This window comes from Aeromonas sp. S5(2024), assembly GCF_041403025.1.
Classification (GTDB): domain Bacteria; phylum Pseudomonadota; class Gammaproteobacteria; order Enterobacterales; family Aeromonadaceae; genus Aeromonas; species Aeromonas hydrophila.
Map to the genome: position 1 here is coordinate 384192 of NZ_JBGLRI010000004.1, position 23553 is coordinate 407744.

Annotated in this window: 22 protein-coding genes; 12 read left to right on the forward strand and 10 right to left on the reverse strand. The window is 61.3% G+C overall.

Translation table 11 applies throughout. From position 1 onward, the window contains the following. Positions 1-10 precede the first annotated feature (10 nt). Both ACB032_RS11325 and ACB032_RS11330 read right to left on the reverse strand, forming a co-directional pair. Positions 11-475 (reverse strand): hypothetical protein, encoded by a 465-nt coding sequence (locus tag ACB032_RS11325; protein WP_371137948.1) that lies wholly within the window; start codon positions 473-475, stop codon positions 11-13. A gap of 42 nt (positions 476-517) precedes the next feature. Beyond that, entirely contained in the window at positions 518-1894 is a 1377-nt protein-coding gene (locus ACB032_RS11330; RefSeq protein ID WP_371137949.1) for a PLP-dependent aminotransferase family protein, read from the reverse strand. A gap of 117 nt (positions 1895-2011) precedes the next feature. Between ACB032_RS11330 and ACB032_RS11335 the strand changes: the two genes are divergently transcribed. The 10 genes from ACB032_RS11335 (at position 2012) to putP (ending at position 13794) form a co-directional block, all read left to right on the forward strand. After that, the gene (locus ACB032_RS11335; protein WP_016351932.1) at positions 2012-2608 is read left to right on the forward strand and encodes a LysE family translocator; all 597 of its coding nucleotides are present in this window, start codon (positions 2012-2014) and stop codon (positions 2606-2608) included. Positions 2609-2732: 124 nt separating this feature from the next. Beyond that, positions 2733-3323: a LysE family translocator gene (locus ACB032_RS11340; protein WP_017411093.1), complete on the forward strand. Its 591-nt coding sequence runs from the start codon at positions 2733-2735 to the stop codon at positions 3321-3323. Positions 3324-3480: 157 nt separating this feature from the next. After that, positions 3481-4173 carry an aspartate/glutamate racemase family protein gene (locus tag ACB032_RS11345; protein ID WP_371137950.1) on the forward strand — a complete coding sequence of 231 codons (693 nt, stop codon included), beginning with the start codon at positions 3481-3483 and terminating at the stop codon, positions 4171-4173. A gap of 253 nt (positions 4174-4426) precedes the next feature. Continuing rightward, the gene (gene cueO / locus ACB032_RS11350) at positions 4427-6076 is read left to right on the forward strand and encodes a multicopper oxidase CueO (RefSeq protein ID WP_371137951.1); all 1650 of its coding nucleotides are present in this window, start codon (positions 4427-4429) and stop codon (positions 6074-6076) included. 160 nt (positions 6077-6236) lie between these two features. After that, positions 6237-7343 (forward strand): 1-acyl-sn-glycerol-3-phosphate acyltransferase, encoded by a 1107-nt coding sequence (locus ACB032_RS11355; RefSeq protein ID WP_011707330.1) that lies wholly within the window; start codon positions 6237-6239, stop codon positions 7341-7343. Positions 7344-7653: 310 nt separating this feature from the next. After that, entirely contained in the window at positions 7654-8124 is a 471-nt protein-coding gene (locus ACB032_RS11360; protein ID WP_371137952.1) for a YhcH/YjgK/YiaL family protein, read from the forward strand. A gap of 174 nt (positions 8125-8298) precedes the next feature. Beyond that, a complete protein-coding gene (locus tag ACB032_RS11365) occupies positions 8299-9498 on the forward strand; it encodes an acetate kinase (RefSeq protein WP_024945799.1) in 1200 nt (399 codons plus the stop codon). Positions 9499-9630: 132 nt separating this feature from the next. Next, positions 9631-10872 carry a mechanosensitive ion channel family protein gene (locus ACB032_RS11370; protein ID WP_024945798.1) on the forward strand — a complete coding sequence of 414 codons (1242 nt, stop codon included), beginning with the start codon at positions 9631-9633 and terminating at the stop codon, positions 10870-10872. A gap of 187 nt (positions 10873-11059) precedes the next feature. After that, on the forward strand, positions 11060-11986 hold the full coding sequence (locus ACB032_RS11375; RefSeq protein ID WP_016351926.1) for a L,D-transpeptidase family protein: 927 nt from the start codon (positions 11060-11062) through the stop codon (positions 11984-11986). Positions 11987-12276: 290 nt separating this feature from the next. Next, the gene (gene putP, locus ACB032_RS11380) at positions 12277-13794 is read left to right on the forward strand and encodes a sodium/proline symporter PutP (protein WP_371137953.1); all 1518 of its coding nucleotides are present in this window, start codon (positions 12277-12279) and stop codon (positions 13792-13794) included. Between the two features lie 121 nt (positions 13795-13915). Here the strand turns inward: putP and ACB032_RS11385 are convergent, their stop codons facing one another. The 4 genes from ACB032_RS11385 to ACB032_RS11400 form a co-directional block, all read right to left on the reverse strand. Next, entirely contained in the window at positions 13916-14737 is an 822-nt protein-coding gene (locus tag ACB032_RS11385; protein WP_371137954.1) for an alpha/beta fold hydrolase, read from the reverse strand. Positions 14738-14995: 258 nt separating this feature from the next. Next, a complete protein-coding gene (locus ACB032_RS11390) occupies positions 14996-15457 on the reverse strand; it encodes an NUDIX pyrophosphatase (RefSeq protein ID WP_371137955.1) in 462 nt (153 codons plus the stop codon). Between the two features lie 405 nt (positions 15458-15862). Next, positions 15863-17332: a DNA/RNA helicase domain-containing protein gene (locus tag ACB032_RS11395; protein ID WP_371137956.1), complete on the reverse strand. Its 1470-nt coding sequence runs from the start codon at positions 17330-17332 to the stop codon at positions 15863-15865. Positions 17333-17789: 457 nt separating this feature from the next. Further along, positions 17790-18152, reverse strand: a complete 363-nt coding sequence (locus tag ACB032_RS11400) for a DUF2061 domain-containing protein (protein ID WP_226009378.1) — start codon at positions 18150-18152, stop codon at positions 17790-17792. A gap of 186 nt (positions 18153-18338) precedes the next feature. On the opposite strand from ACB032_RS11400, the gene ACB032_RS11405 reads away from it, so the two are divergent. Further along, positions 18339-18545 (forward strand): hypothetical protein, encoded by a 207-nt coding sequence (locus ACB032_RS11405; RefSeq protein WP_269384946.1) that lies wholly within the window; start codon positions 18339-18341, stop codon positions 18543-18545. Between the two features lie 97 nt (positions 18546-18642). On the opposite strand, the gene ACB032_RS11410 is transcribed toward ACB032_RS11405, so the two are convergent. Then, on the reverse strand, positions 18643-19242 hold the full coding sequence (locus ACB032_RS11410; protein ID WP_371137957.1) for an FMN-dependent NADH-azoreductase: 600 nt from the start codon (positions 19240-19242) through the stop codon (positions 18643-18645). Positions 19243-19351: 109 nt separating this feature from the next. Between ACB032_RS11410 and ACB032_RS11415 the strand changes: the two genes are divergently transcribed. Then, positions 19352-20281 carry a LysR family transcriptional regulator gene (locus ACB032_RS11415; protein WP_371137958.1) on the forward strand — a complete coding sequence of 310 codons (930 nt, stop codon included), beginning with the start codon at positions 19352-19354 and terminating at the stop codon, positions 20279-20281. Between the two features lie 50 nt (positions 20282-20331). Here the strand turns inward: ACB032_RS11415 and ACB032_RS11420 are convergent, their stop codons facing one another. Genes ACB032_RS11420 through ACB032_RS11430 form a run of 3 tightly spaced genes read right to left on the reverse strand, consistent with a single transcriptional unit; the run spans position 20332 to position 23544 of the window. Next, entirely contained in the window at positions 20332-21186 is an 855-nt protein-coding gene (locus tag ACB032_RS11420) for a 23S rRNA (adenine(2030)-N(6))-methyltransferase RlmJ (protein ID WP_371137959.1), read from the reverse strand. Further along, complete coding sequence (locus ACB032_RS11425; RefSeq protein WP_371137960.1) at positions 21180-21641, reverse strand: DUF2390 domain-containing protein; 462 nt, start codon at positions 21639-21641, stop codon at positions 21180-21182. Before ACB032_RS11425 ends, ACB032_RS11420 begins: the two co-directional genes overlap by 7 nt. Beyond that, a complete protein-coding gene (locus ACB032_RS11430; protein WP_371137961.1) occupies positions 21634-23544 on the reverse strand; it encodes an ABC transporter ATP-binding protein in 1911 nt (636 codons plus the stop codon). Before ACB032_RS11430 ends, ACB032_RS11425 begins: the two co-directional genes overlap by 8 nt. Between the last annotated feature and the right edge of the window lie 9 nt (positions 23545-23553).

Here is a 23553-nt window from a genome sequence, read left to right on the forward strand (position 1 = left end):
GGCGGCGGGCCTACTGCAGGCCGGGCCCTTTGGCCGAGAAGGGGCAGTCGCGCTGCTGGATCAGTTGCTCCCCCGAGCCCGCCGCCCCCTGCCAGTGCAGGGTGAGCTGGCCGAGGCGGCCCAGGTGGCGCAGCTCGAATTCGTAGCGCAGACAGGGCTCGGCGAGGGGCAGGCTGGCCATGCCGGCCGGCAGCCGGTAGTGGTAGCGCAGTAGGGGGCCGTCTGTCAGCGTGCTGCGGCTGGGCAGCAGCCCCTCTGCCGTGGGGACGGGGGCGCTCAGCCGGCGGCGCAGGCTGAGGGGGGCATCGATCGCCTTCTGGTAGTGCAGGCCGTTCATGGCCGCCAGCTCCTCTTCCAGCCGTTGCAACTCCCCCTCCAGCCCGCTCAGCGCGGCCCCCAGCTGCTGATGACCGGGGGTGGCGCAGCCTCCCAGCAGCAGGGTGAGAAGCAACAAGGGGGCGCGGGTCGGGTGCATGGGCTCTCCTTTGAGCGCACGGATAGGCTGGGCCGGGGCTGACTATAGCAGGGTATTGGTGGGCGGCGCGGCGCGCAGCAGACCGGCGAGCCGCTCCAGCCCCTCGGCGACGCGGGCGTCGGTGGCCGGCTGGCTCAGGCTCAGCCGCACGCCCTGTGGCGCGGCGAACTGGCCGGCGGCGAAGTGTTCCCCGCTCGCCACGCCGACGTCAAGGGCGTTGGCGGCCTCGGCGAACTCCTGGCTGCGCCAGGGTTCCGGCAGCGGCAGCCAGGCGTGCATGGAGCCCGCCTGCCAGCAAGCCCCCGGCAGCAGGTGGCGCAGCAGCTCGCCGCGACGTGCCAGGATCTGCCGCTGCTGCTCTACAAGAGGCATGATCTGGCGCTGGCTCACCAGCTTGCAGGCCAGCTCGATGAGCAGCGGGCTCACCATCCAGCTCGACAGTCGCATCGCCTGGGCGAAGGCACCGCGCAGGGCCGGCGGGGTCAGCACGAAGCCGACCCGCAGGCCGCCACAGGCGATCTTGGCCAGGCTGCCCAGATAGATGACCCGCTCCGGCGCCAGGTTGACCAACGGTGTTACCGGTTGCTGGGGTAGCAGGCCGTTGACGTCATCCTCGATGATCAGCAGGTCGTGGCGACGGGCGATGGCGACGATGGCCTCGCGCCGCGCCAGGCTCATGGTGGCGGTGGTGGGATTTTGCAGGGTGGGGGTGAGGTAGATCAGCTTGGCGCGGCGGGTGCGGCAGGCCGCCTCCAGCGCGTCGGGCAGCAGTCCCTCTGCATCCATCGCCAGCCCCACTACCTGATTCTTCAGCTGACGGGCGTTGCCCAGCATGCCGGGGTAGCTGAGCCCTTCGCAGAACAGGGTCTCCCCCACGCAGCCGGTGGCCAGCAGGGAGAGCATGATGCCGTGCTGGGCGCCGTGGCTGAACATCAGATACTCCTCGCTGCCCGCCACTCCCTGCTCGGCCAGCCAGTCGATGAACAGCTGGCGCTGGCTCGGCTGGCCCGCCTCCTTGTCATAACCCAGCAGGGCGTTGAGATCCCCGTCCGCCACTTCCGCCAGCATGGGGCGGATAATGGCGGCTCGATCCAGCTGTACCGGCAGGTTCTGCCACAACTCGATGCGATGCCCCTCCTCCTTGCGGATCACCCAGGCGTTGGCCGGATCCTCATGATCCCCTTTGACCCAGGTGCCGTGCCCCACCCGGGCGGCCAGCAGCCCGCGCCGCTCCGCCTCGCCATAGGCGCGGGTGACGGTGCCGACGGTGACCCCCAGCTTGTCCGCCAGCGCCCTGTGGGTGGGCAGCCGGGTCTCGGGCGGCAGGGAGCCGTCCTGAATGGCCTGCTCGATGGCTTTCACCAGTTTGAGGTAGAGGGGGCCTGCGAAGGGGGTGAGGTCCGGGGTCCAGATTGTCATGGTGACAATAAATCCATTGATCGAAATGTATCGGCAATATAGCGTGAATTTGAACCCGATAACAACCAAAAGTGGCACATTGTATCGATACAATGTGCGCAGTTCAGGAGTACAAAGATGACGATCGAATGGTATGCCACCCTGTTTGGCTTTGCGTTGCTCACCTGCGGCACGCCGGGCCCCAACAACCTCATGCTGACCGCCTCCGGCGCCAACTTCGGGGTGCGTCGCACCCTGCCTCATCTGATCGGTGTCGTGGTGGGACAACCCGTCCTGCAACTGGTGCTGGCGCTGGGGCTCTACCCCCTGTTCGAGCGCTGGCCGCTGCTCAAGCTGAGCCTGCAGGTGCTGGGCAGCCTCTATTTGTTGTGGCTGGCATGGCGCATCGCGGTGGCTGGTGCCCCCGGCGATCCGGAACGACGTTCGCGCCCGCTGACCCTGCTGGAGGGGCTGGGCTTTCAGTTCCTCAACCCCAAGGCCTGGATGATGGGGATCTCCGCCATCAGTCTGTTCAGTCTGCCGGGCAGTGCTTACTGGCCGAGTCTGTGGGGCATCATGGCCGTCTTCCCCATGGCGGGATTGCCAGTCTGCTTTGCCTGGGTGTTGTTCGGTCATCAGCTCAGCCGCTGGATCAACTCTGACAGAGGCTGGCGCCGGCTCAACGGCAGCCTGGGGGCGCTGACCGCGCTCTGCGTGGTGATGCTCTGGTACTGAGTGCTGCCAGGGGCCGCATAAAGATGCGAAGAAAGTGCATCTGCGGCCTTGTCTGACGGGCACCGGCTCTGCATATTAGAAGGCTTGTCGCCGAGTCGGCGCCCTGCATCATCAAGAGGTTGAGATGGATCTGAACTGGTTGCTTCCCCTGGCGGGCTTTGCCCTCATCACTTGCGGTACGCCGGGCCCCAACAACATGCTGCTCACCAGCGCCGGTGCGGCCCAGGGCTTTCGCCGCAGCGTGCCCCTGTTGGTGGGGGTGGTGGGGGGGATCAACCTGATGATCCTGGCCACGGCGCTCGGGCTGGGAGTGATGTTCGAGCAGCTGCCGCTGCTGCACGACGGGCTCAAGCTCATCGGCTCGGCCTACCTGCTCTGGCTGGCCTGGAAGGTGGCGACCGCCAGCGGCCCGGCCGAGGGCAACCGGCCGCTGATCCCGGCCCATCAGGGGGCCATGCTGCAGTTGCTCAACCCCAAGGCGTGGATGATGGCGCTCTCCGCCATCAGCGGCTTTACCCTGGCGGGGGAGGCCTACTGGCCCTCCGCCATCTGGGTACTCGGCATCTTCTTCGTGACCGGCCTCTATACCGGGGCCTTCTGGGTGCTGTTCGGTGCCCAGGTGCGCCGCCTCATCCGCACCGCCAGAGGCTGGCGTCGTTTCAATCTCGGCATGGGGGTCGCCACGGCGGCCTGCGTGCTGATGATCTGGATTTAGTCCGGGCCTGCGCCCGGGCCTTTACCGGCTGTCTTGTTGGCCCTGCGGGGCCTTTTTTATTCACGGGGCGGCGCGATGACGCGCGCCGCCCTTCGCTCGGTTTGCACGATCGATTCACACACTCGGTTTGCATGATCGTTTTACACAAGGAGGTCCCATGAAATGTATCGGTCTGCTGGGTGGCATGAGCTGGGAGTCCACCGTCAGCTACTATCAGGCGCTCAACCGGGGCGTGCGCGAGCGGCTCGGTGGCCTGCACTCGGCGCGGGTGCTGCTGAGCAGCGTCGACTTTGCCGAGATAGAGCGGCTGCAGCACATCGGGGACTGGCCCGCCACCGCCCGCCTGCTGGCGGCCGAGGCGCGGGCCATCCAGGCCGGCGGCGCCGATTTTCTGCTGATCGGCACCAACACCATGCACAAGGTGGCGCCCGAGATCGAGGCCGCCATCGACATCCCGCTGCTCCATATCGCCGATGCCACCGCGCGTCAGCTGCAAGCGGACGGAGTCCAAAGGGTCGGTCTGCTCGGCACCCGCTTCACCATGGAGCAGGATTTCTACAAGGGGCGTCTGCAGGACAAGTTCGGGCTGGAGGTGCTGGTGCCCGGCGAGGCGCAGCGGGAGCGGGTACACCGCATCATCTATGACGAGCTGTGCCTTGGCGACATTCGCGATGCATCGCGGGCCGAGTACCTGGCCATTATCGAGGGGCTGGCCGACGCGGGAGCCCAAGCGGTGATCCTCGGTTGCACCGAGATAGCCCTGCTGGTGGGGGAGGCCGAGGCCGCGGTGCCGCTCTACGACACCACTGCCATTCACGCCGAGGCGGCAGTAACCCTGGCGCTGGCTTGACGACAGGGGCCTGCTGGCAAGCAGGTGAGGCAGACAGTGGGTTGGAATATGCCGCCACCAGGGTGCCTCTCTACGACACAACCATGGCGATTCACGCCGAGGCAGCGGTAACCCTGGCGCTGGCTTGACGACAGGGGGCTGCTGGCAAGCGGATAAGCCAGAAATTGTCCGGCCGCCGGCTCGACAGGGCTTGACCTTGCCGCAGGGTTGCTGCTTAGGCTGAAGGTCCGCTTTGGCCAACGAGGAACGACTCATGCAGCGTCGCGATTTTCTCAAATTCTCCACCGCCGTCGGTATTGCCAGCGCCCTGCCCTGGTGGGGTCGGGCGGTTGCCGCCGAGCGCCCAGCCCTGCCGATTCCCGCGCTGCTGGAGGCGGATGCCAGCGGCGTGTTCCAGCTCAGGGCCCAGCCGGGCCAGATGCAGTGGCGACGCCAGCCGACCCACAGCTGGGGCTACAACGGCAACCTGCTTGGCCCCACTTTGCGTGCCCGTCAGGGGCAGGCGGTGCGAGTCCGGGTCGCCAACCAGCTGGCGGAGACCACCACGGTGCACTGGCACGGGCTGGAGGTGCCCGGCACCGCCGATGGCGGCCCGCAGGCCAGCATCCCTTCCGGCAAAGAGTGGCAGGCGGCGTTTCGCATCGAGCAGCCGGCGGCCACCTGCTGGTATCACCCCCATACCCACGGGCAGACCGGCCATCAGGTGGCCATGGGGCTGGCCGGGCTTTTCATCCTCGACGACGAGGAGAGCTTGCGGCTGCCGCTGCCCCAGCGCTGGGGCGTGGACGACATCCCGCTGGTGCTGCAGGACAAACGGCTCGATGGGCGGGATCAGGTGGATTACCGGCTGGACGTGATGAGCGCCGCGGTCGGCTGGTTCGGCGATCTGATGCTGACCAACGGCGCCGTTTATCCGACCCACGACGCGCCTCGCGGCTGGCTGCGGTTGCGGCTGCTCAATGGCTGCAATGCCCGCTCCCTCACGCTGGCGATCAGTGACGGCCGCCCTTTGTATGTGGTCGGCAGCGATGGCGGCCTGCTGGCGGAGCCGGTGGCACTGAGCGAGCTGGCGCTGCTGCCGGGGGAGCGCTTCGAGGTGATGGTGGATGCCCGCAACGGCAAGGTGTTCGACCTGCTCACCCTGCCGGTACGCCAGATGGGGATGACCCTGGCGCCGTTCGATGTGGCCCTGCCGCTGCTGCGGATCCGGCCCTCCCTGATCGAGGGCAAGGGCCGCTTGCCGGACAGCCTGGCCCGGCTGCCGGCGCTGCCCGCCACCCAAGGCTTGCCGAGCCGCACCCTGGCCCTGTCGATGGATCCCGAGCTGGATCGGCAGGGGATGCAGGCGCTGATGAGCCGCTACGGCCACGGCGCCATGGCGGGCATGAGCATGGCCCACGGCGATACGGGCGCCATGGCCGGGATGAAGATGGACGGGCAGGGCGACGGGATGGCGGGGATGGATCATGGCGACATGGTCATGCCAGCGGGCGAGATGCAGCACGACACCATGGCCGGGATGCAGGAGGACAAGGGCAGTGTCAAGCCGCTGGATCTGCACGGCGGCAACCGCATCAACGGCCAGCCCTTCGCCATGAACGACCCGCAGTTTGCGGTCAAGCGCGGCCGCACCGAGCGCTGGATCATCTCGGGGGAGGGGGACATGATGCTGCACCCCTTCCATATCCATGGCACCCGCTTGCGGATCCTGAGCGAGAACGGTCAGCCGGTGGCCCCGCATCGCGCCGGCTGGAAGGATATCGTCAAGGTGGAGGGCGGGCGCAGCGAGGTGCTGGTGCGTTTCGATCACACGGCGCCCAAGGAGCGGGCCTACATGGCCCACTGCCATCTGCTGGAGCACGAAGATACCGGCATGATGCTCTCGTTCACGGTGGAAGAGTAAAAAAGAATGGCCCGAACGGGGCCATTTGTTCATTTCACTGGTCAGATCTCACTATCTACGCACGCCACATACCCCTCGGCATAAAAGCGTGTAAAATTGCGCCCTGAATTTTCCGGCCAGCGCGCGCTGGCCGCGACTCCTTACCTGCAAGGCTGACACTGTGACTGAAGTAGATAGATTCGCGGACATTCGCCCCTACCGCGATGAGGAAGTGCCGGCAGCCATCGAACGGCTGATCCGGGATGATGAATTTGTCGGCGCCATCGCCAAGTATCGTTTCGGCTCCCTGATGAGCTGGCTGGGCTGGGCCATCCGCCCGCTGATCCGCCAGTTCCTGCGCTACAAGTGGTCCAAGGTGACCACCATCCATCAGGTGCAGATGGGGGTGACCCGCTACATGAGCCGGATGATCGCCACCTCCACCCAGGGGGTGACCTTCTCCGGGCTCGAGCATCTGAAGAAGGAGCAGGGCTACCTGTTCGTCTCCAACCACAGGGACATCGCCATGGATCCGGCGTTCGTCAACTGGGGGCTGCACACCCACGGTTTCGATACCGTGCGCATTGCCATCGGCGACAACCTGCTGCGCAAACCCTGCGCCACCGAGCTGATGAAGCTCAACAAGAGCTTCATCGTCAAGCGCTCCGCCAAGGGGCCGCGGGAGATGATGAAGGCCCTCGGCGAGCTGTCGGCCTACATCGGCCAGTCGGTGCACGAAGGCCACTCCATCTGGATCGCCCAGAAGGAAGGGCGCGCCAAGAACGGCGATGACAAGACAGATCCAGCCATCCTCAAGATGTTCTACGTGGACGGCAAGAAGCAGAAGATCGAGTTCGTCGACTACATGCGCAGCCTCAATATCGTGCCGGTCAGCATCAGCTACGAGCTGGATCCCACCGACAAGGCCAAGGCGCGCGAGCTGTACGAGAAGTCGGTCAACGGCAGCTACGAGAAGGGCGAGTTCGAGGACATCGAGAGCATCGTCGCCGGCATCGTCGGCCAGAAGGGGCGGGTACATGTCTCCTTCGGCGCCCCCATCACCGAGGGCTTCAGCGATCCGGACGAACTGGCTGCGCTCATCGACAAGGCGATCTGGGGCAACTACCGCCTCTTCCCGGGCAACTACCTGGCTGCAGATGTGTCCGGCAAGGCCAACACCATCGAGCAGGCTGCCTTCCTGAGCCGTCAGTCGGAGGTGCCGGAAGAGCACAAGGCCATCTGGCGCGCCATGTACGCCAAGCCGGTGGAGAACGCCGGCAAGGCTTGAATGGCACCGGTTACCACCAGGTGATGCGAAAAAAACGGGAGCAGATGCTCCCGTTTTTGCGTCTGGTCAAAGTCGGCGGTGCTGGAGTAGTGAATAATATTGTTTCAGCTGGTACGATCACTGGGCGAACGCGCTTGCGCCTCTTGGCAAGCCGCAGATGAGTGTGTAACAGTGCACTCATCCCGCTTGATACGAGCAAATGCTCTATCTCTGTCTGCACGGATTGCAGGCGGTGTGACACAAGGACCTCAACAGGGTCCTTTTTCATTTTGCGGCTAAGATGTCGCCTGAATACACCTAAGGAAGCGCCATGATCACCGGCAGTCTGAACACCCTGCAGCGCACGCCGCTGCCCGCCCCGCTGGACCGCATCATGGTCGAGGTGGTGCAAAGCGTCGAACAGTGGCTGCAGGCGCCGCTCGGCAAGCAGGAGATCGACGGTCTCACGCTGTTCTGCCTGGTGAGCGAAGAGCTGACCGAGCCGGCCGCGGATCGCCGTGGCGAGTTCCATCAGCAGTATCTGGACATCCAGCTGCTGCTGCGTGGTGAAGAGTGGATCGGGGTCGGGCCCCATGGCTATGTTGCCGAAGGCGCCGATCATCCCCATCCCGACCTCTGGTTCGTCGAGGACGAACAGACCAGTTATCTGGCGTTGCAGCCCGGCGACTTCGCCATCTTCTGGCCGGGAGAACTGCATCGCCCCCTCTGTACCCCCAACCAGCCGGCTCAGGTGAAGAAGCTGGTGGTCAAGGTGCACCGGGATCTGCTGGTCGGCCTGTAACCGCTGGCGCAGCCTGGCTGAGACGAGTGCCCGGAATGATCCGGATTTGCACTTAACATATTGAAAAATTGGGCGCACTTTCCTGCGACCATAAGCCCCCGGCAGGGGAATCCCATCCATTTTGGATGACACGACACTGTCGGCATAAAGCCGAAGCACAGGAAGATGTAGAACATGAGCAAGTTGGTATTGATCCTTAACTGCGGTAGCTCTTCCCTGAAATTTGCCGTAATGGACGCCGAAACAGGTGAGGACATGCTGTCCGGCCTGGCCGAATGCTTCAATCTGGATGATGCACGTATCAAATGGAAACTCCACGGGGTCAAGGGCGAAGCCATGCTGGGCGCGGGCGCCGCGCACCAGGAGGCCCTCGACCACATCGTGGGTCACATCCTGCCGCAGGATCCGACCCTGGCCGAGCAGCTGGTGGCCATCGGTCACCGCATCGTGCACGGTGGCGAGCAGTTCTCCCGTTCCGTTCGCATCGATGACGGCGTGATTGCCGGCATCGAAGCCGCCATTCCGTTCGCCCCCCTGCACAACCCGGCGCACCTGATCGGCATCCGTGCCGCGCTCAAGGTGTTCCCGGCGCTGGCAGAGAAGAACGTGGCCGTGTTCGACACCGCCTTCCACCAGACCCTGCCACAGGAAGCCTACCTCTACGCGCTGCCCTACAAGCTCTACAAAGAGAACGGCATCCGTCGTTACGGCGCCCACGGCACCTCCCACCGCTTCATCGCGGAAGAGACCGCCAAGGCGCTGGGCAAGCCGCTCTCCGAGCTCAACATCATCAACTGCCACCTGGGTAACGGCGCCTCCGTCTGCGCCATCCGTGGCGGCGAATCCGTCGACACCTCCATGGGTCTGACCCCGCTGGAAGGGCTGGCGATGGGTACCCGCTCCGGCGACATAGACCCCGCTGTAGTCTTCTTCATGCACGACCAGCTCGGTTACAGCGTGGAGCAGATCAACCACACCCTGACCCGCGAGTCCGGCCTGCTGGGCATGACCGAGGCGAGCAGCGACTGCCGCTACGTCACCACCAACTACGCCACCGACGCCGGTGCCAAGCGTGCGCTGGACGTGTTCACCTACCGGGTGGCCAAGTATGTCGGCGCCTACGCTGCCGCCATGGATGGTCGTCTGGACGCCCTGGTGTTCACCGGCGGCATCGGTGAAAACGCCGCCATGGTGCGCGAGATGGTGCTGGCCCGTCTGGCCCTGTTCGGCTTCAAGATCGACAAGGAAGCCAACAACGCCGCGGTGCTGGGTGGTGAAGGCCCCATCACGGCCGAAGGCAGCCGCCTGGCGCTGGTGATGCCCACCAACGAAGAGCTGGTCATCGCCCGCGATGCCCTGAGCCTGGTCGGCTAACGCCCCTCGCTCCCAGACAACGCCCGGCCCCTGCCGGGCGTTGTCGTTTGTGGCGGCCGTGGCGCCGGCTGTCATTTGACATGGGGTGGCAGATACGTACCCTGACCGCAGTTTCACGCACAGGAGGATGGGATGAAGGAGATGTTTTTTCGCTGGCTGGCCGGGCTCGGGCTGGAGGTAACCGGCATGATGGGGCTGGTGATCGCTCTGGGCTTTATCGTGCTTACCTCGCTGTTGCTGCACATGCTGCTGCACCGGGTGCTGCTGGTGCGGCTGGTGGGGGTGCTCGGCAAGACCAAGCAGGTGTGGCTGCCGCCCCAGTTGCAGCAACGCTTGTTCTACCGGCTCGCCTTCGTGCTGCAGGGGGCCGTGCTGCTCGGTCAGGCCGAGATCTGGCTGCCGCGCAACTCCGACAGCCTGCAACTGATCGAGATGGTGGCCCAGCTCTGGATCCTGCTGTTCCTGCTGCTCTCCCTGTTCGCCCTGCTCGACTGCATGCTGTCGGTGAGCCGCTATACCCGGCTCGGGCGGGATCTGCCCCTGCGCGGCATCTTCCAGGGGGTGAAGCTGGTGGGCAGCATCCTGGTGGGCATCCTGATGATCGCCCTGCTGCTCGGCAAGTCGCCGCTGTTCCTGTTCAGCGGTCTGGGTGCCATGACTGCGGTGTTGATGTTGGTGTTCAAGGATCCCATCCTCGGGCTGGTGGCCGGCATCCAGCTCTCCGCCAACCGCATGCTGAGCGTCGGTGACTGGCTGCAGATGGACAAGTACGGCGCCGATGGCGAGGTGACCGACATCGGTCTCACCACGGTCAAGGTGTCGAACTGGGACAAGACCATCACCACCATCCCCACCTATGCCCTCATCTCCGACTCCTTCAAGAACTGGCAGGGGATGACGGAGTCGGGTGGCCGGCGCATCAAGCGCAGCGTCAACATCGACATGACCAGCGTGCGCTTCCTGACGGCGGAGGAGCAGCTGCAGCTCAAGCAGGCCCAGCTGCTGGCGCCCTATCTGAGCCGCAAGGAGCAGGAGCTGAGCGCCTACAACCAGCAGTTGAGCGACGCCATCAGCTGCCCCATCAACGGTCGTCACCTCACCAACCTCGGCACCCTGCGCGCCTATCTGGACGCCTACCTGCGCGCTCACCCCGGCATCCGCAAGGACATGACCCTGATGGTGCGCCAGCTGGCACCGACCTCGGACGGCCTGCCGCTGGAGATTTACTGCTTCACGGCGACCACCGCCTGGGCCGATTACGAAGGGATCCAGGCCGACATTTTCGACCACATCTTTGCCATCATTGAGCAATTTCATCTGCGGTTGCACCAATCTCCCACAGGTTACGATATGCGCGCCTGGCAAAAGGGGTAAACCACCGATAGGCAGGGGCTGGCGGCGGATAAAAAAAGCGATATTAATCGCCGACCCGCCGCCACTTGTCAGTTGAAATTTGTCCGGCAGAGGAGAAAAATGGCGGCCTTCTCTTCGCCCCCCGGATCGCCTGCCGCTCCCGGGTCAGCCCAGAGTCTTGAACCACGTCATCCATTACAGGAAAGTTATGAAGCTCCTCCACACTACTGCGGCCGCGCTGTGCTGCAGCCTCCTCTTGGGCGCCGCGCCTGCGCTCGCTGTTGAATACGCCCTGCCTGCGGCCAACAGCCGCCTGGTGGGTGAAAATCTGGAATACGTGGTCCCGGCCGAAGAAAACGGCCAGCCGCTGGAGGCCGCCGCCGCCAAATTCCAGCTGGGGCTGACCAACATGCTGGAGGCCAACCCCAAGGCGGATCCCCTGCTGCTGCAGACCGGCGAGAAGCTGATCGTGCCGCACCAGCTGATCCTGCCGGATGCGCCCCGTGAAGGCATCGTGCTGAACGTGGCCGAGATGCGCCTCTACTACTACCCGAAAGGCAAGAAGGTAGTAGAAGTGCTGCCCATCGGCATCGGCCAGCTCGGCACCGACACCCCGGAAAACTGGGTGACCAGCGTGCAGCGCAAGAAGGCGGGCCCGACCTGGACCCCGACCGCCAAGATGCATGCCGAATATGCCGCCCGTGGCGAAAGCCTGCCGGCGGTGTGGCCGGCCGGCCCGGACAACCCCATGGGGCTGTTCGCGCTCTACATCGGCAAGATGTACGCCATCCACGGCACCAACGCCCAGTTCGGCATCGGCCTGCGGGTGAGCCATGGCTGCGTGCGGCTGCGCAACGACGACATCGAGTACCTGTTCAAGAAGGTACCGGTCGGTACCCGCGTCCAGTTCGTCAACCAGCCGATCAAGGCCAGTGTCGAGCCGGATGGCCGCCGCTACCTGGAAGTGCATCAGCCGCTCTCCCGCAATCAGGAGGAGTTCAACTCCAGCCTGCCTGCGCCGCTGCCGATGACCCCGGCAGTGACCCGCTTCATCGCCCATGCCGACAGCGACTCCCAGCTGGTCAAGCAGGCGCTGGAGCAGCGCAGCGGCATGCCGATCGCGATCAATCGCTGATTGGTGCTTGCCGACATGGCCCCGACCTCTGGTCGGGGCTTTTTTTTTTGCGGTCGTGGCGGGGCTCTGCCGCTGCTCGTGCCCGGCGGATAAGCAGTTGCTGCGTCAGGATAAAATCTGGCGGAACGGGGCAAAGCTGGTCTGTTGGTTAAAGATGAAACGTTTATATTGTGTTTTCTGTTTGTTAAAAAAGGTTGAGGTCATGGGATCTGCTGATTAAGCTAGGGCGGTTTTTTTAAGGAAGAGCCCGTCGTCAGAACGGGTACACACGTCACATAACGGAGTTTTGAATGACAGCCAGCACACCCATGCTCATCACCTTTCTGGTGTACATCCTCGGGATGGTCCTGATCGGCTTTATCGCCTATCGCGCCACCCGCAACTTTGACGACTACATTCTCGGCGGCCGCCGGATGGGGAGCTGGGTGACCGCCCTCTCCGCCGGCGCCTCCGACATGAGCGGCTGGCTCCTGATGGGCTTGCCGGGCGCCGTCTTCATCGGCGGCATCTCCGAGAGCTGGATCGCCATCGGCCTCACCCTGGGTGCCTACCTCAACTGGCGCTGGGTCGCCGGCCGGCTGCGGGTGCATACCGAGAAGAACCGCAACGCCCTGACCCTGCCGGACTACTTCACCTACCGCTTCGAGGACAAGAGCCGGGTGCTGCGCATCCTCTCCGCCCTGGTGATACTGCTGTTCTTCACCATCTACTGCGCCTCCGGCGTGGTGGCCGGTGCCCGCCTGTTCGAGAGCACCTTCGGCATGAGCTATGACACCGCCCTCTGGGTCGGCGCTGCGGCCACCATCACCTACACCTTCTTCGGCGGCTTCCTCGCGGTGAGCTGGACCGATACGGTGCAGGCCACCCTGATGATCTTCGCCCTGATCCTCACCCCGGTGTTCGTCATCATCGCGGTGGGCGGCATCGACACCGCCATGGTGCAGGTGGCGGCGCAGAACGCCAGCAACCTCGACATGTTCAAGAACCTGGACTTCATCGCCATCATCTCGCTGATGGCCTGGGGCCTGGGCTACTTCGGTCAGCCCCACATCCTGGCGCGCTTCATGGCGGCGGATTCCCACCACTCCATGGCCAATGCCCGCCGCATCAGCATGACCTGGATGGTGCTCTGCCTGGGTGGCGCCGTGGCCATCGGCTTCTTCGGCCTGGCCTATTTCTCCACCTTCACCGAGCAGGCGGCCGGCGTTACCGGCAACCCGGAGCGGGTCTTCATCGAGCTGTCCAAGATCCTGTTCAACCCCTGGATCGCCGGCGTGCTGCTCTCCGCCATCCTGGCGGCGGTGATGAGTACCCTCAGTTGCCAGCTGCTGGTCTGCTCCAGCGCTATCACCGAGGATCTCTACAAGCCGTTCCTGCGCAAGAACGCCTCCCAGAAAGAGCTGGTGTGGGTCGGTCGCATGATGGTGCTGGTGATTGCGCTCATCGCCATCGCCGTCGCCATGAACCCGGAGAACCGGGTGCTGGGGCTGGTGAGCTACGCCTGGGCCGGCTTTGGTGCCGCCTTCGGCCCCGTGGTGCTGCTCTCCGTGCTCTGGTCGCGCATGACCCGCAACGGCGCCCTGGCGGGCATGCTGGTGGGTGCCCTGACCGTCATCGTCTGGAAGCAGTTTGGCTGGCTGGGGCTCTATGAAATCATCCCAGGCTTCCTCTTCTCCGGCCTGGCGATCCTGGTATTCAGCCTGCTGGACAAGGCCCCCTCCAAGGCCATGCTGGAGCGCTTCGACGACGCCGAGCGCGAGTTCCAGACCCCGCCGGATGCGCTGGGTCAGCCGGTTGCCGTCAACTGAGTTGGATACTATGCATAACAAAAAAGCCCCGCAATGCGGGGCTTTTTTATGGCGCTCAGGTGAGCATAGCCTGCCTGAGGTGCGACTGGTGTATAGCAGACCGGTCTGCAGGGATCTCTGCCTACCCTTGCGCGGCGAGCCAGCGTTGCAGCTGCTGCATAAACAGCGCGGGCTGCTCGATGGGGTAGAGATGGCCAACATCCGCCACCTGCAGGCGCTGGCAGGCGGGAATGGCGTTGCCAAGTGCCTCGCACACTTGCGCAAACAGCGCTCTGGTCTGTGCGCCCTGCACGATGCAGGTGGGCACGCTGAGCGCGGCAAGGCGCGACGGCGACCAATCCGGCCGCTCGCTCTGGCTCAGCTGCTTGGGCAGGCTGGCGGCCTCCGCCAGTTGGGCCTGCTGCCACTTGAGGGGTTGCGCGGCAAAATAGCCCTGACGCCCCCCTGAGCCATCGATCAGGGTGGCCACCGCCTCTTGCAACTGTCCAGCTTCAACCTGACCAAACACGGGGCCGAACATGGCGCCGGCATCGGCCATAAAGGCGGCGAGCCCCTGCTCATCCAGCGCCCCCGGGCAGCCCGGCTCCACCAGATAGAGGCTTCGGACGTGCTCCGGTGCTTGCAAGGCGGCGGTCAGCGCTACATCTGCGCCATAAGACCAGCCGACCAGATGGACAGGCCCGCACGCCAGCTGTGCCAACAGCGCCAGCAGGTCGCCGGCATGGGTCTCAAGACCGAAAGGTCCCTCTTTGCCCGCCTCGCCAAAGTGGCGCAGGGTGGGAGCATAGACGGTGTAGTGCTGTGAGAGCTGCTCGATATGTTCGACCCAGAGGGTGTGGTTAGCCAGCGCGCCATGGATCAGCAGCAGCGGCTCACCCGAACCGGCCTGCAGGCAGGGCATTGGGCTGCCATTGATGATAAAGGTGTGAGTCTGTGACTGCATATCAACGCCTCCTCGGCGTGTCGTAAGAGCGGAAGAGTATATGACAAGCGCTCTGCGGCTGGTAAGTAGGCGCTTTAAGGCTGGCGATAGCCACTATAAGCAAATGTTGGGTCATTATCGGAAAACCCATAAATCCAGCTTATAGTGGCTCCGGTGCGCCTTGAGCCGTGCCAAATAGGTCGGCAGCAGCGCCACCAGGGGATCTTCCGATCTTTGCTTATGTGATGGTGGGTGTATTCGCGATTATCCAAGATGATATCAGGCCACAATGAGATGGTTATCCAGCAAACGCTGGTGTAATTCCCAAGCGGCGGTTCTATTGCTGTCCCATGTTTTTAGGTCTCTTAACTGCGGGTAAGTGATCAACAGATATTCTGCATGTTCTTCACTCAGCGTAATCTTGTCACTCACCTTTAACTCGATAGCAAAGGCATACTCGGTGACGGTATATAGATGTTCATAATCTGCGCCCTGTAAATCAAAGTGACACTTGGGGATTGTGCAGTGAGATTCGAGTGGCAAGAGTGGATTGTCACTGCATGCTATACCGAGCTCTTCGCTGCACTCGCGTCGCGCGGCCTCATCAAGAGATTCGTTCTCCTCGACACCTCCAGCTACCCACTGCCATATATCGAGATCGGCACGTTTTAAAATCACCATCTGCAACATGGCATCCCGAATAACATAGGGAATGACCAATGCCTGCTTTGCTGTTCTCATATTTGTCCCCAAACCGATAACGTCAAACCGGAACCATGAGGCTGCTGTTATTTACTGTTTTGTCAGCCACTCCTGCAACGTATTGGCAAAAGCTGCCTGCCCGCTGCCGTTGACGATAAAAGAGTGAGTCTGTGACTGCATATCCACGCTGTCCCGGCGTGTCACAGGATCGGGAAGGTATATGATAAACGCCCTGCTGCCGGTAAGTGGGCTCTTTCAGGCTGGCGATAGCCACTATAAGAAAAAGTTGGGTCATTATCGAAAAACCCATAAATCCAGCTTATAGTGGCATCGGTGCGCCTTGGGTCGAACCAAAACGGTCGATATCAACTTAGTAAGGGGATCTTCCGATCCCTGCTTATGTTGTGGTGGGGTTATTTTCGATTGTCCTGCTAGCTATATTTTTTAATTTAGAATGGATAAACATCTGCTCAATACTTGTTTGTTATCTATGACAATTAGTTTTAGCTTTTTTCTCGTTCTGGTTATATTCTGAAATAACATTTTTACAGTGTCGTAGTAGGTATTTGAATTGTATAGAAGTCTACCTGTTTTATGGTAATAAAAATGCTTGTCTATAACGACAGCAACATTGTCAAATTCTTGTCCAATTACTTTGTGTGATGTTTTACTTTCTATGTGAGAATATGATTCATGATGTTCTCTCTTATATTGTGACGGGGTCAGTCTCAGAACTTCCCATCCATCATCACTTATTAGTGAAATATAGTCCCTGACATTTTCTAAATCAGTGAAATAATCAAAGCTTATATTTTCACAACTTGATAGGACGACATCATTCCTCTGATTGTTGAATAATAACTTAATAAAATTTGCGATCTCTTTGTTTGTTCTGATTTTATCTGATAGAGCATATTTAACTATGCCTCTGATGGAATTTATTTTGCTGTCAATATCTGTATTGGTTTCTGATACAGATAAAGTTTGCTGTTTATCATACGAAAAGATACATTGAAAGTTACTAGTTTCGGCATCATCAAGTATTTTATTAAATTGGGATATATATATCCGTTGTGTTTCATCTATTAGAACTAGATCTAAACTACTTAAATCATGATTTTTTAATTCCTTTATGGCTGTAATATTCCATCCTTTTGTTATTAAGCGAGCATGCCCATCATTTAATTGTCCACAATGTACTATTAATGTGCGTTTTTTCTTCCTAATGGTTTTTATAACATCATATGTTAATAGCGTTTTTCCTGTGCCTGGTCCACCAGTAATAGCCATGAATTTTGTTGTATTATTTTCTATTGCATCGATAACTTTATCTTTGATTACCTCCTGCTGACTCGTCAAAAAGTATTGATTGTTTATAAACTTATCTGTGGAGTTGAACGGTGACACTAGGTATTCTGATGGATTGAATAAATTGTCAGGATTGTCTAGGTTCATCAAGTTTTGCTGGGTTAACAACTTAACTAAATGTGTTAACTCAACAACCTCTATCTCACCGACAGAATTTAACTTGTAAAGTGTCTTTTTTTGGGAGATAAAACAAAAGTTATGTATGACTTTATTTATGTGACCAAGATAGTAATTATTTCTTTTAAGTTGTCGTTTTATTTTTTCTGTCGTACTAATTTTTTTGATCTCAACGTTAATTATATAGTTGCTTCCAAACCTTAATAAATCAAATTCTTTGCTGATGTGTTGTATTTTATATCCTATGTAGAAGTTGTTAAATATACTCACAAATGGAAGAATTTCATACATTTCAGCTGATAATGTTTTTAGATCGTCAACCTCATTTCTTTTTATATCAATGTTATAGTTTTTTATAAAACTATTGTATTCATCAGAGGAAAGGGATGAGTAGGCCTGTATAAGAGATAAGATATTTATGCTTTTCATTTATTAAACCTATGGTATCTAAAATTATATCTGTTAACGGGTGATTTTTAGCTAATATGATGACTTTCTGAAACTAATTACTTAGTGTTGTGGGGGGGAGATATTCTAACGTGTACTCATGTAACTAATTGATTTGTTGTGGCTCCATTCTAATGGAGTGTCTCTAGGGAATATCCCTGTACGAGAATATTGTGTTTAAACATCGGAATTGCTACCGCCCCTGAATTACAGCCTCCAGTCTGCTGCTTTGTAACCAACGGGGTGGCGGAGAGGGCTCATGGATGACTCCGATGAGGCTTGGATTGCCATTCGGGTATGGTAGCGAGAGAGGGGCGCAGGGGAAGGGCGAGGTGATAAATGTTGGGGCGGGATCAACAAATTGGTCAGTACGGCAAGGGGGGCCCTTGCCGGGGGAGAGAAGCTTGTTCAGGCGTGGGGAAGGGCCGCAGCCCCTCCCTCAGGCCAGTGCCAGCGACTGGCGGGCGCGCCACAGCCGCTCGTGGAAGAAGAAAACGACGGTGTTGATGGCAGGCTCGATCATCGCCATCACGCCGCCGGTGAGCAGCTCGCCGCTCAGCAGATAGGCGACGCCGAAGGCCACCGAAAAGTGCACCAGGGCGAAGCTGCTGGTCTTGGCCTGCAGGCTGTGGTCGGGCTTGAGCTTGTGCCAGCCGAGATCGTGGAAGTAGAAGGCGACCGTGTTGACGGCGGGTTCGATCAAGGCGATCAGGCTGGCGGTGAGCAGTTCACCGGTCAGCAGGTAAGCCACGGTGAAGGCCACGGTGAAGTGCAAAACGGCAAAGCTGATGGTCTTTTTCATGATGGCGGCTCCCTCTGGTGATGAGCAGAGTATCCCCCTAAATTGCATTAAATGAAAACTATTCTCATCTAATGATCGAATAGGGAGAGCCTATCAAGTGAGAACGCCCTCACCGGATTGGGAGTTGCCTGGGGCCACAGCGGCGCTAGAGTGAGCCTTTGCCATGAAAAAGGAGCTTTCATGCATATGAATATCAACGCCACCCTGTTGGGGCAGTTCATCCTGTTGCTGATGATCATCGTCGGCGTCGTGGCCTGGCGACTGGCCCGCCGCAAGAGCAAGCATCCGGCGCTGATCACCGTGCTGTGCATGCTGCTTAGTCTGGCCCCGCCTTTCGCCCTGCTGGCGCTGCTCATTCTGGCGCTCTGGCGGGATCTCCCAGGCAAAACGTGAGGCTGGCCGGCATGCAAAAAGCCCCGTGACGGGGCTTTTTTATTTGGGCGTCTCCCGCGCAGCTGACGGTTGGGGTGGCAAGAGGCGGGGGAGGGGCTCACCGGCTGAGGGCGGCGATCCGCTCATGGGCCTGGCGCATGCCCTGCTCCACGCCGTGGGGGCGCAGGTCCATCCCTTCCGCGTAGATGAACTCCACCTCCGCAATGCCCATCAGGCCGAGCACGGACTCGAGGTAGGGGGTGACCGCATCCGTTGCCTGTCCCTGATGTACGCCGCCGCGGCTGCTGAACACCAGGGCTTTTACCCCCTCCACCAGCCCCATGGGGTAGCTGTCGGTGTAGCGAAAGGTGACCCTGGCTCGTGCCACCAGATCGAACCAGTTCTTGAGCGGGGTCGGCACGTTGAGGTTGTACATGGGGGCGCCGATCAGCAGCAGGTCGGCGGCCTTGAGCTCGGCAATCAGTTGATCCGACAGCGCCACCGCCTGGCGGATGGCCTCGCTGGCCGGCTCGCTGCCCCGTAGGGCGTGAAACAGCGCGCTGTCCAGTGGCGGCAGGGCGAGGGCGGGCAGGTCGCGTACCACCACCTGGTCCTGGTAGCCCTGCTCCCGGCGGGCTTGCAGAAAGCGCTCCATCAACTGGTTGGTACGGGACGCGGGGCCGTTGAGGCTGGATTGCAGCAGCAGGATCTGACTCATGAGGTGAACTCCATCTGACAAAGTGTGGGGATGGAGGGAGCTTATCAGTCATTTTTTTCCGCAGTGCTGATACTATTTCGCCATATTGGTTCCACAAGGTATGCAATAGATGGCAAACAGCCTCAATGGCCTCGATCTGTTCGCCAGCGTGGTGGAGGCGGGCAGTTTCGCTCAGGCCGCCGAGCGGCTTCACCTCACCCGCTCGGCGGTGGGCAAGGGGATTGCCCGACTCGAGCAGCGTCTCGGCGTCCAGCTGTTTCACCGCACCACTCGCAGCCAGAGCCTGACCGAGGAGGGGGCACTGTTCCATCGCCACTGCCTGCGGGCGTTGGAGGAGGTGCGCCTCGGTGAGGCGGCGCTGGCCAGCAACAAGCTCACCCTCAACGGCAGCCTCAAGGTCTCCATGCCGGTGCTGTTCGGTCAGCTGTGCGTGGCGCCCCTGCTGCTGGAGCTGGCGCAGGCCCATCCCGGGCTGGCGCTGTCGCTGTCGTTCAGCGATCGCAAGGTGGATCTGGTGGAGGAGGGGCTCGATCTGGTGATCCGCAACGGGGAGCCGCCGGACAGCCTGGATCTGGCGGCGCGCCGGCTCGGCGAGCACGGCATGACGCTCTGCGCCGCGCCCAGCTATCTGGCCGAGCGGGGCGAACCGATGACGCTGGCGGATCTGGCCGAGCACGAAGGCATCGCCTATCTGCGACAGGGGCGGGTGCTGGCGTGGCAGTGGCAACTGGATGGCCAGTGGCAATCGGTGCGGCCGACGGGGCGCCTGCAGCTGGACGATCTGCACGTCATCACCCAGGCGGCCATCGCGGGCTTTGGCCTGGCCTGGTTGCCGACCTGGCTGGCGCGCCCGCACCTTGAGCGAGGCGAACTGCGCGAAGTGCTGGGTTCGCTCAAGGGGCGGAGCTACCCCATTAATGCCCTCTGGCCCCACAGCCCGCACCTGCCGCTCAAGACCAGAATGGCCATCGACTGGTTGGCGAGCCGGCTGCCGGAGCGGCTTGCCAGCGTGGCGGGGGCGGGCAGCCATGACCAATAAAAAGGGCCTGCAGTGGCAGGCCCTTGGCGGTGTGCGAGTGATGCAAGGCGTTACGCTTCAACCTTGTTGAGCCACTCGACCTTGTACTGGGCACCGGCGCCCTGCGCCAGCTTGGCGCAGAGGGGTTTGAGGAAGGCTTCGATCTGCTCGTCCAGCAGCCAGGGGGGGCTCACTATCAGCATGCCTGAGCCGTTCATGCCCCAGTCCTTGGTCTGGCCGGCCACTTCCAGTTCGGCCACCAGGACGTTGCCGAAGTTCTCGCGCTTGATGGCGCGCAGCATGTCGCGAGACTTGTCCGCCTCTTCCCCCAGAATGGGATACCAGAGGGCGTAGATGCCGGTGGCCCAGCGTTTTTGCGCCTTTTTCAGGGTATCGACCACCGCGAAGTAATCTTCTTTGAGCTCATAGGGCGGGTCGATCAGTACCAGGCCGCGGCGCGGCGTGGGCGGCAGCAGGGCCACCAGCCCCTCGAAGCCGTCCCTATGGTGCACGGCGACGCGGGGGTCGTAACCCATGTTGGCGCGCAGGTCTTCCACCTCGTTGTTGTGCAGCTCCATCAGCGCCAGCTTGTCCTGCTCGCGGGCGAGGCGGCGCGACAGCTCCGGCGAGCCGGGGTAGTAGTGCAGCTGGCCATCGCTGTTCATCTCCTCGATGACGCCGAGATAGGGGGCCATGGCAGACCACTGGGCCCGCTCGTCCCACAGCCGGCCAATGCCGTCGGCATATTCCGCCTTCTTCTGGGACCTGTCGCCGCGCAGGTCGTAGAGACCGCCGCCGGCGTGGGTGTCCAGCACGATGAAGGGTTTCTCCTTCTTCTTGAGGGACTCGATGATCAGGGCCTGAACGGTGTGTTTCAGCACGTCGGCGTGGTTGCCGGCGTGAAAGGCGTGGCGATAACTCAGCATATTAGGTCTCTGAGGGGGCCCTGCTGGGCCCCCAGTAACAATAGATAGTTCAACAAGTTTCGGCTGTTGCCGCGAAACAGGGTGAGGCTGCGCAGGGTCTGCAGCAGCACCCCTTGTTGCAGCCGCTCCAGCTCCAGCTCATGGGCCAGTATGGCCTGATACTCCTGCTCGCCGAGCCGCGCCTTGGCGCTCGAGCGCAGGGTGCGCCAGGGGCCGAGCACCGCCTCGGTCTGCACCAGCGCCGGTTGCAGGTCGGTCAGATCGACCGGGATCCCGCACAGATCCAGCCGGTGCAGCAGCAGGGCCAGATTGACGTTGCCCCCCTGCGCCTGCACGCTGAGCCAGTCCTGGCTGCGCGCACCGTACACCTCGCCGCTCCACTGCCAGAAGTCGAGCGGGCCCGGCAGTTCGTGGGCGGCGATCCGCTCACTCGCCATCAGCTGTTCGTCACGCAAAGAAGGCCTGCTCCATGGTTTCCAGCTCCTCGGAGAGGCTCATCCACTCCAGCTCCACCCCTTCCAGCTCCTCCTTGATGGGGCCCTGGGACTTGAGCAGCTCGGAGAGCTTCTGCTTGGCGCTCTCTTCATAGATGGCGGGATCGGCCAGCTGCTCTTCCACCGCGGCCAGCTTGGCCTGCAGTTTCTCCATGCTGGTTTCGAGCTTTTCGAGCTTCTGGCGCAGCGGCCGGGTCGCTTGCCGGAACTCCGCCTCGCGCCGCTTCTGATCCTTGCGCGCTACCGCCGAGTTGGCGGAGACAGGGCCGTCGTCCGGTTTGGCGTTGGCCTCTTTCTCCTGCTCGCCGAGCCACTTGTGGTAGTCGTCCAGATCGCCGTCGAACGGCTCGACCCGGCCACCGTGCACCAGATAGAAGTCGTCGGTGGTGGTACGCAGCAGGTGCCGGTCGTGGGAGACCACCACCATGGCGCCCTCGAAGCCTTGCAGCGCCATGGTCAGGGCGTGGCGCATCTCCAGATCCAGGTGGTTGGTCGGTTCATCCAGCAGCAGCAGGTTGGGCTTTTGCCAGGTGATGAGGGCCAGCACCAGCCGCGCCTTCTCGCCGCCGGAGAAGGGAGCCACCTTGTCGAGCGCCTTGTCACCGTGAAAGCCAAAGCTGCCCAGATAGTTGCGCAGCTCCTGCTCGGTCTTGTCCGGCGCGAGGCGCACCAGATGATCGAGGGGCGAGTCGTCCAGACGCAGGGTCTCCAGCTGATGCTGGGCGAAGTAGCCGATGCTGACCCCGGCGCTCACCTCGAGCTTGCCGGAGAGCGGCGGGTTGGAGCCCGACAGCATCTTGATGAAGGTGGATTTGCCGGCGCCGTTGCGACCGAGCAGGCCGATGCGCGAACCGGGCACCAGGTTGAGTTTGATCTTCTCCAGGATCACCTTGTCGCCATAACCGGCGCTGAGGTTCTCCATGGCAATCAGCGGGGTCGGCAGGGCCGACGGCTCGCGAAACTCGAAGCTGAACTCGGAGTCGGCGTGGGCCGGCAGGATCTTCTCCATCCGCTCCATCGCTTTGAGCCGGCTCTGGGCCTGGCGGGCCTTGGAAGCCTTGTAGCGGAAGCGGTCCACATACGCCTGCATGTGGGACATCTCGCGCTGCTGCTTCTCGTACATGGATTGCTGCTGGGCCAGGTGTTCGGCGCGCTGCAGTTCGAAGTCGGAGTAGCCGCCGGTGTATTCGTTGAGCTTGCCGTTCTCGATGTGGATGATGCGGCTGATGACCGAATCGAGGAAGTCGCGGTCGTGGGAGATCAGCACCAGCGTGCCCTGATAGGCCTTGAGCCACTTCTCCAGCCAGATGACGGCGTCGAGATCCAGGTGGTTGGTCGGTTCATCGAGCAGCAGCAGATCGGAACGGCACAGCAGCGCCTGGGCGAGGTTCAGGCGCATGCGCCAGCCACCGGAGAAGCTGCGTACCGGCGAACTCAGCTGCTCGTCGCTGAAACCGAGGCCGTGCAGCAGCTCGGAGGCGCGGGCACGAATGCTGTAGGCGCCGATGGTGTCGAGCTTGCCGTGCAGCTCGGCCACCAGCAGGCCGTTGTCATCCTGCTCGGCCTGGGCCAGCTGGGCTTCCAGCGCGCGGAACTCCTTGTCGCCGTCAATCACGTAGTCGAGGGCGGAGCAGTCCAGCGCCGGGGTCTCCTGCGCCACGCCGGCAATCTGCCAGCCGGTGGGCAGGCTGAAGGTGCCGCTGTCGATGGCCAGCTCGCCCCGTACCAGTGCAAAAAAGGTGGACTTGCCACAGCCGTTCTTGCCCACCAGACCCACCTTGTGGCCGGGATGAATGGTGGCGGATGCGTTGTCCAGCAGCTTGCGGCCGCCGCGGATCAGTTCGATTTGACTGGCAACTATCATGGATTGGTC

What these genes read in the sequence shown, in the direction of transcription:
- ACB032_RS11335 (WP_016351932.1), top strand. Translation starts at nt 2,012, where the DNA reads ATGACGATCGAATGGTATGCCACCCTGTTTGGCTTTGCGTTGCTCACC.
- putP (WP_371137953.1), top strand. Translation starts at nt 12,277, where the DNA reads ATGACAGCCAGCACACCCATGCTCATCACCTTTCTGGTGTACATCCTC.
- ACB032_RS11410 (WP_371137957.1), bottom strand. Translation starts at nt 19,242, where the DNA reads ATGAGTCAGATCCTGCTGCTGCAATCCAGCCTCAACGGCCCCGCGTCC.
- ACB032_RS11385 (WP_371137954.1), bottom strand. Translation starts at nt 14,737, where the DNA reads ATGCAGTCACAGACTCACACCTTTATCATCAATGGCAGCCCAATGCCC.
- ACB032_RS11360 (WP_371137952.1), top strand. Translation starts at nt 7,654, where the DNA reads ATGATCACCGGCAGTCTGAACACCCTGCAGCGCACGCCGCTGCCCGCC.
- ACB032_RS11390 (WP_371137955.1), bottom strand. Translation starts at nt 15,457, where the DNA reads ATGAGAACAGCAAAGCAGGCATTGGTCATTCCCTATGTTATTCGGGAT.
- ACB032_RS11415 (WP_371137958.1), top strand. Translation starts at nt 19,352, where the DNA reads ATGGCAAACAGCCTCAATGGCCTCGATCTGTTCGCCAGCGTGGTGGAG.
- ACB032_RS11345 (WP_371137950.1), top strand. Translation starts at nt 3,481, where the DNA reads ATGAAATGTATCGGTCTGCTGGGTGGCATGAGCTGGGAGTCCACCGTC.
- ACB032_RS11430 (WP_371137961.1), bottom strand. Translation starts at nt 23,544, where the DNA reads ATGATAGTTGCCAGTCAAATCGAACTGATCCGCGGCGGCCGCAAGCTG.
- ACB032_RS11375 (WP_016351926.1), top strand. Translation starts at nt 11,060, where the DNA reads ATGAAGCTCCTCCACACTACTGCGGCCGCGCTGTGCTGCAGCCTCCTC.
- ACB032_RS11330 (WP_371137949.1), bottom strand. Translation starts at nt 1,894, where the DNA reads ATGACAATCTGGACCCCGGACCTCACCCCCTTCGCAGGCCCCCTCTAC.
- ACB032_RS11400 (WP_226009378.1), bottom strand. Translation starts at nt 18,152, where the DNA reads ATGAAAAAGACCATCAGCTTTGCCGTTTTGCACTTCACCGTGGCCTTC.
- ACB032_RS11405 (WP_269384946.1), top strand. Translation starts at nt 18,339, where the DNA reads ATGAATATCAACGCCACCCTGTTGGGGCAGTTCATCCTGTTGCTGATG.
- ACB032_RS11370 (WP_024945798.1), top strand. Translation starts at nt 9,631, where the DNA reads ATGAAGGAGATGTTTTTTCGCTGGCTGGCCGGGCTCGGGCTGGAGGTA.
- ACB032_RS11395 (WP_371137956.1), bottom strand. Translation starts at nt 17,332, where the DNA reads ATGAAAAGCATAAATATCTTATCTCTTATACAGGCCTACTCATCCCTT.
- cueO (WP_371137951.1), top strand. Translation starts at nt 4,427, where the DNA reads ATGCAGCGTCGCGATTTTCTCAAATTCTCCACCGCCGTCGGTATTGCC.
- ACB032_RS11420 (WP_371137959.1), bottom strand. Translation starts at nt 21,186, where the DNA reads ATGCTGAGTTATCGCCACGCCTTTCACGCCGGCAACCACGCCGACGTG.
- ACB032_RS11325 (WP_371137948.1), bottom strand. Translation starts at nt 475, where the DNA reads ATGCACCCGACCCGCGCCCCCTTGTTGCTTCTCACCCTGCTGCTGGGA.
- ACB032_RS11340 (WP_017411093.1), top strand. Translation starts at nt 2,733, where the DNA reads ATGGATCTGAACTGGTTGCTTCCCCTGGCGGGCTTTGCCCTCATCACT.
- ACB032_RS11365 (WP_024945799.1), top strand. Translation starts at nt 8,299, where the DNA reads ATGAGCAAGTTGGTATTGATCCTTAACTGCGGTAGCTCTTCCCTGAAA.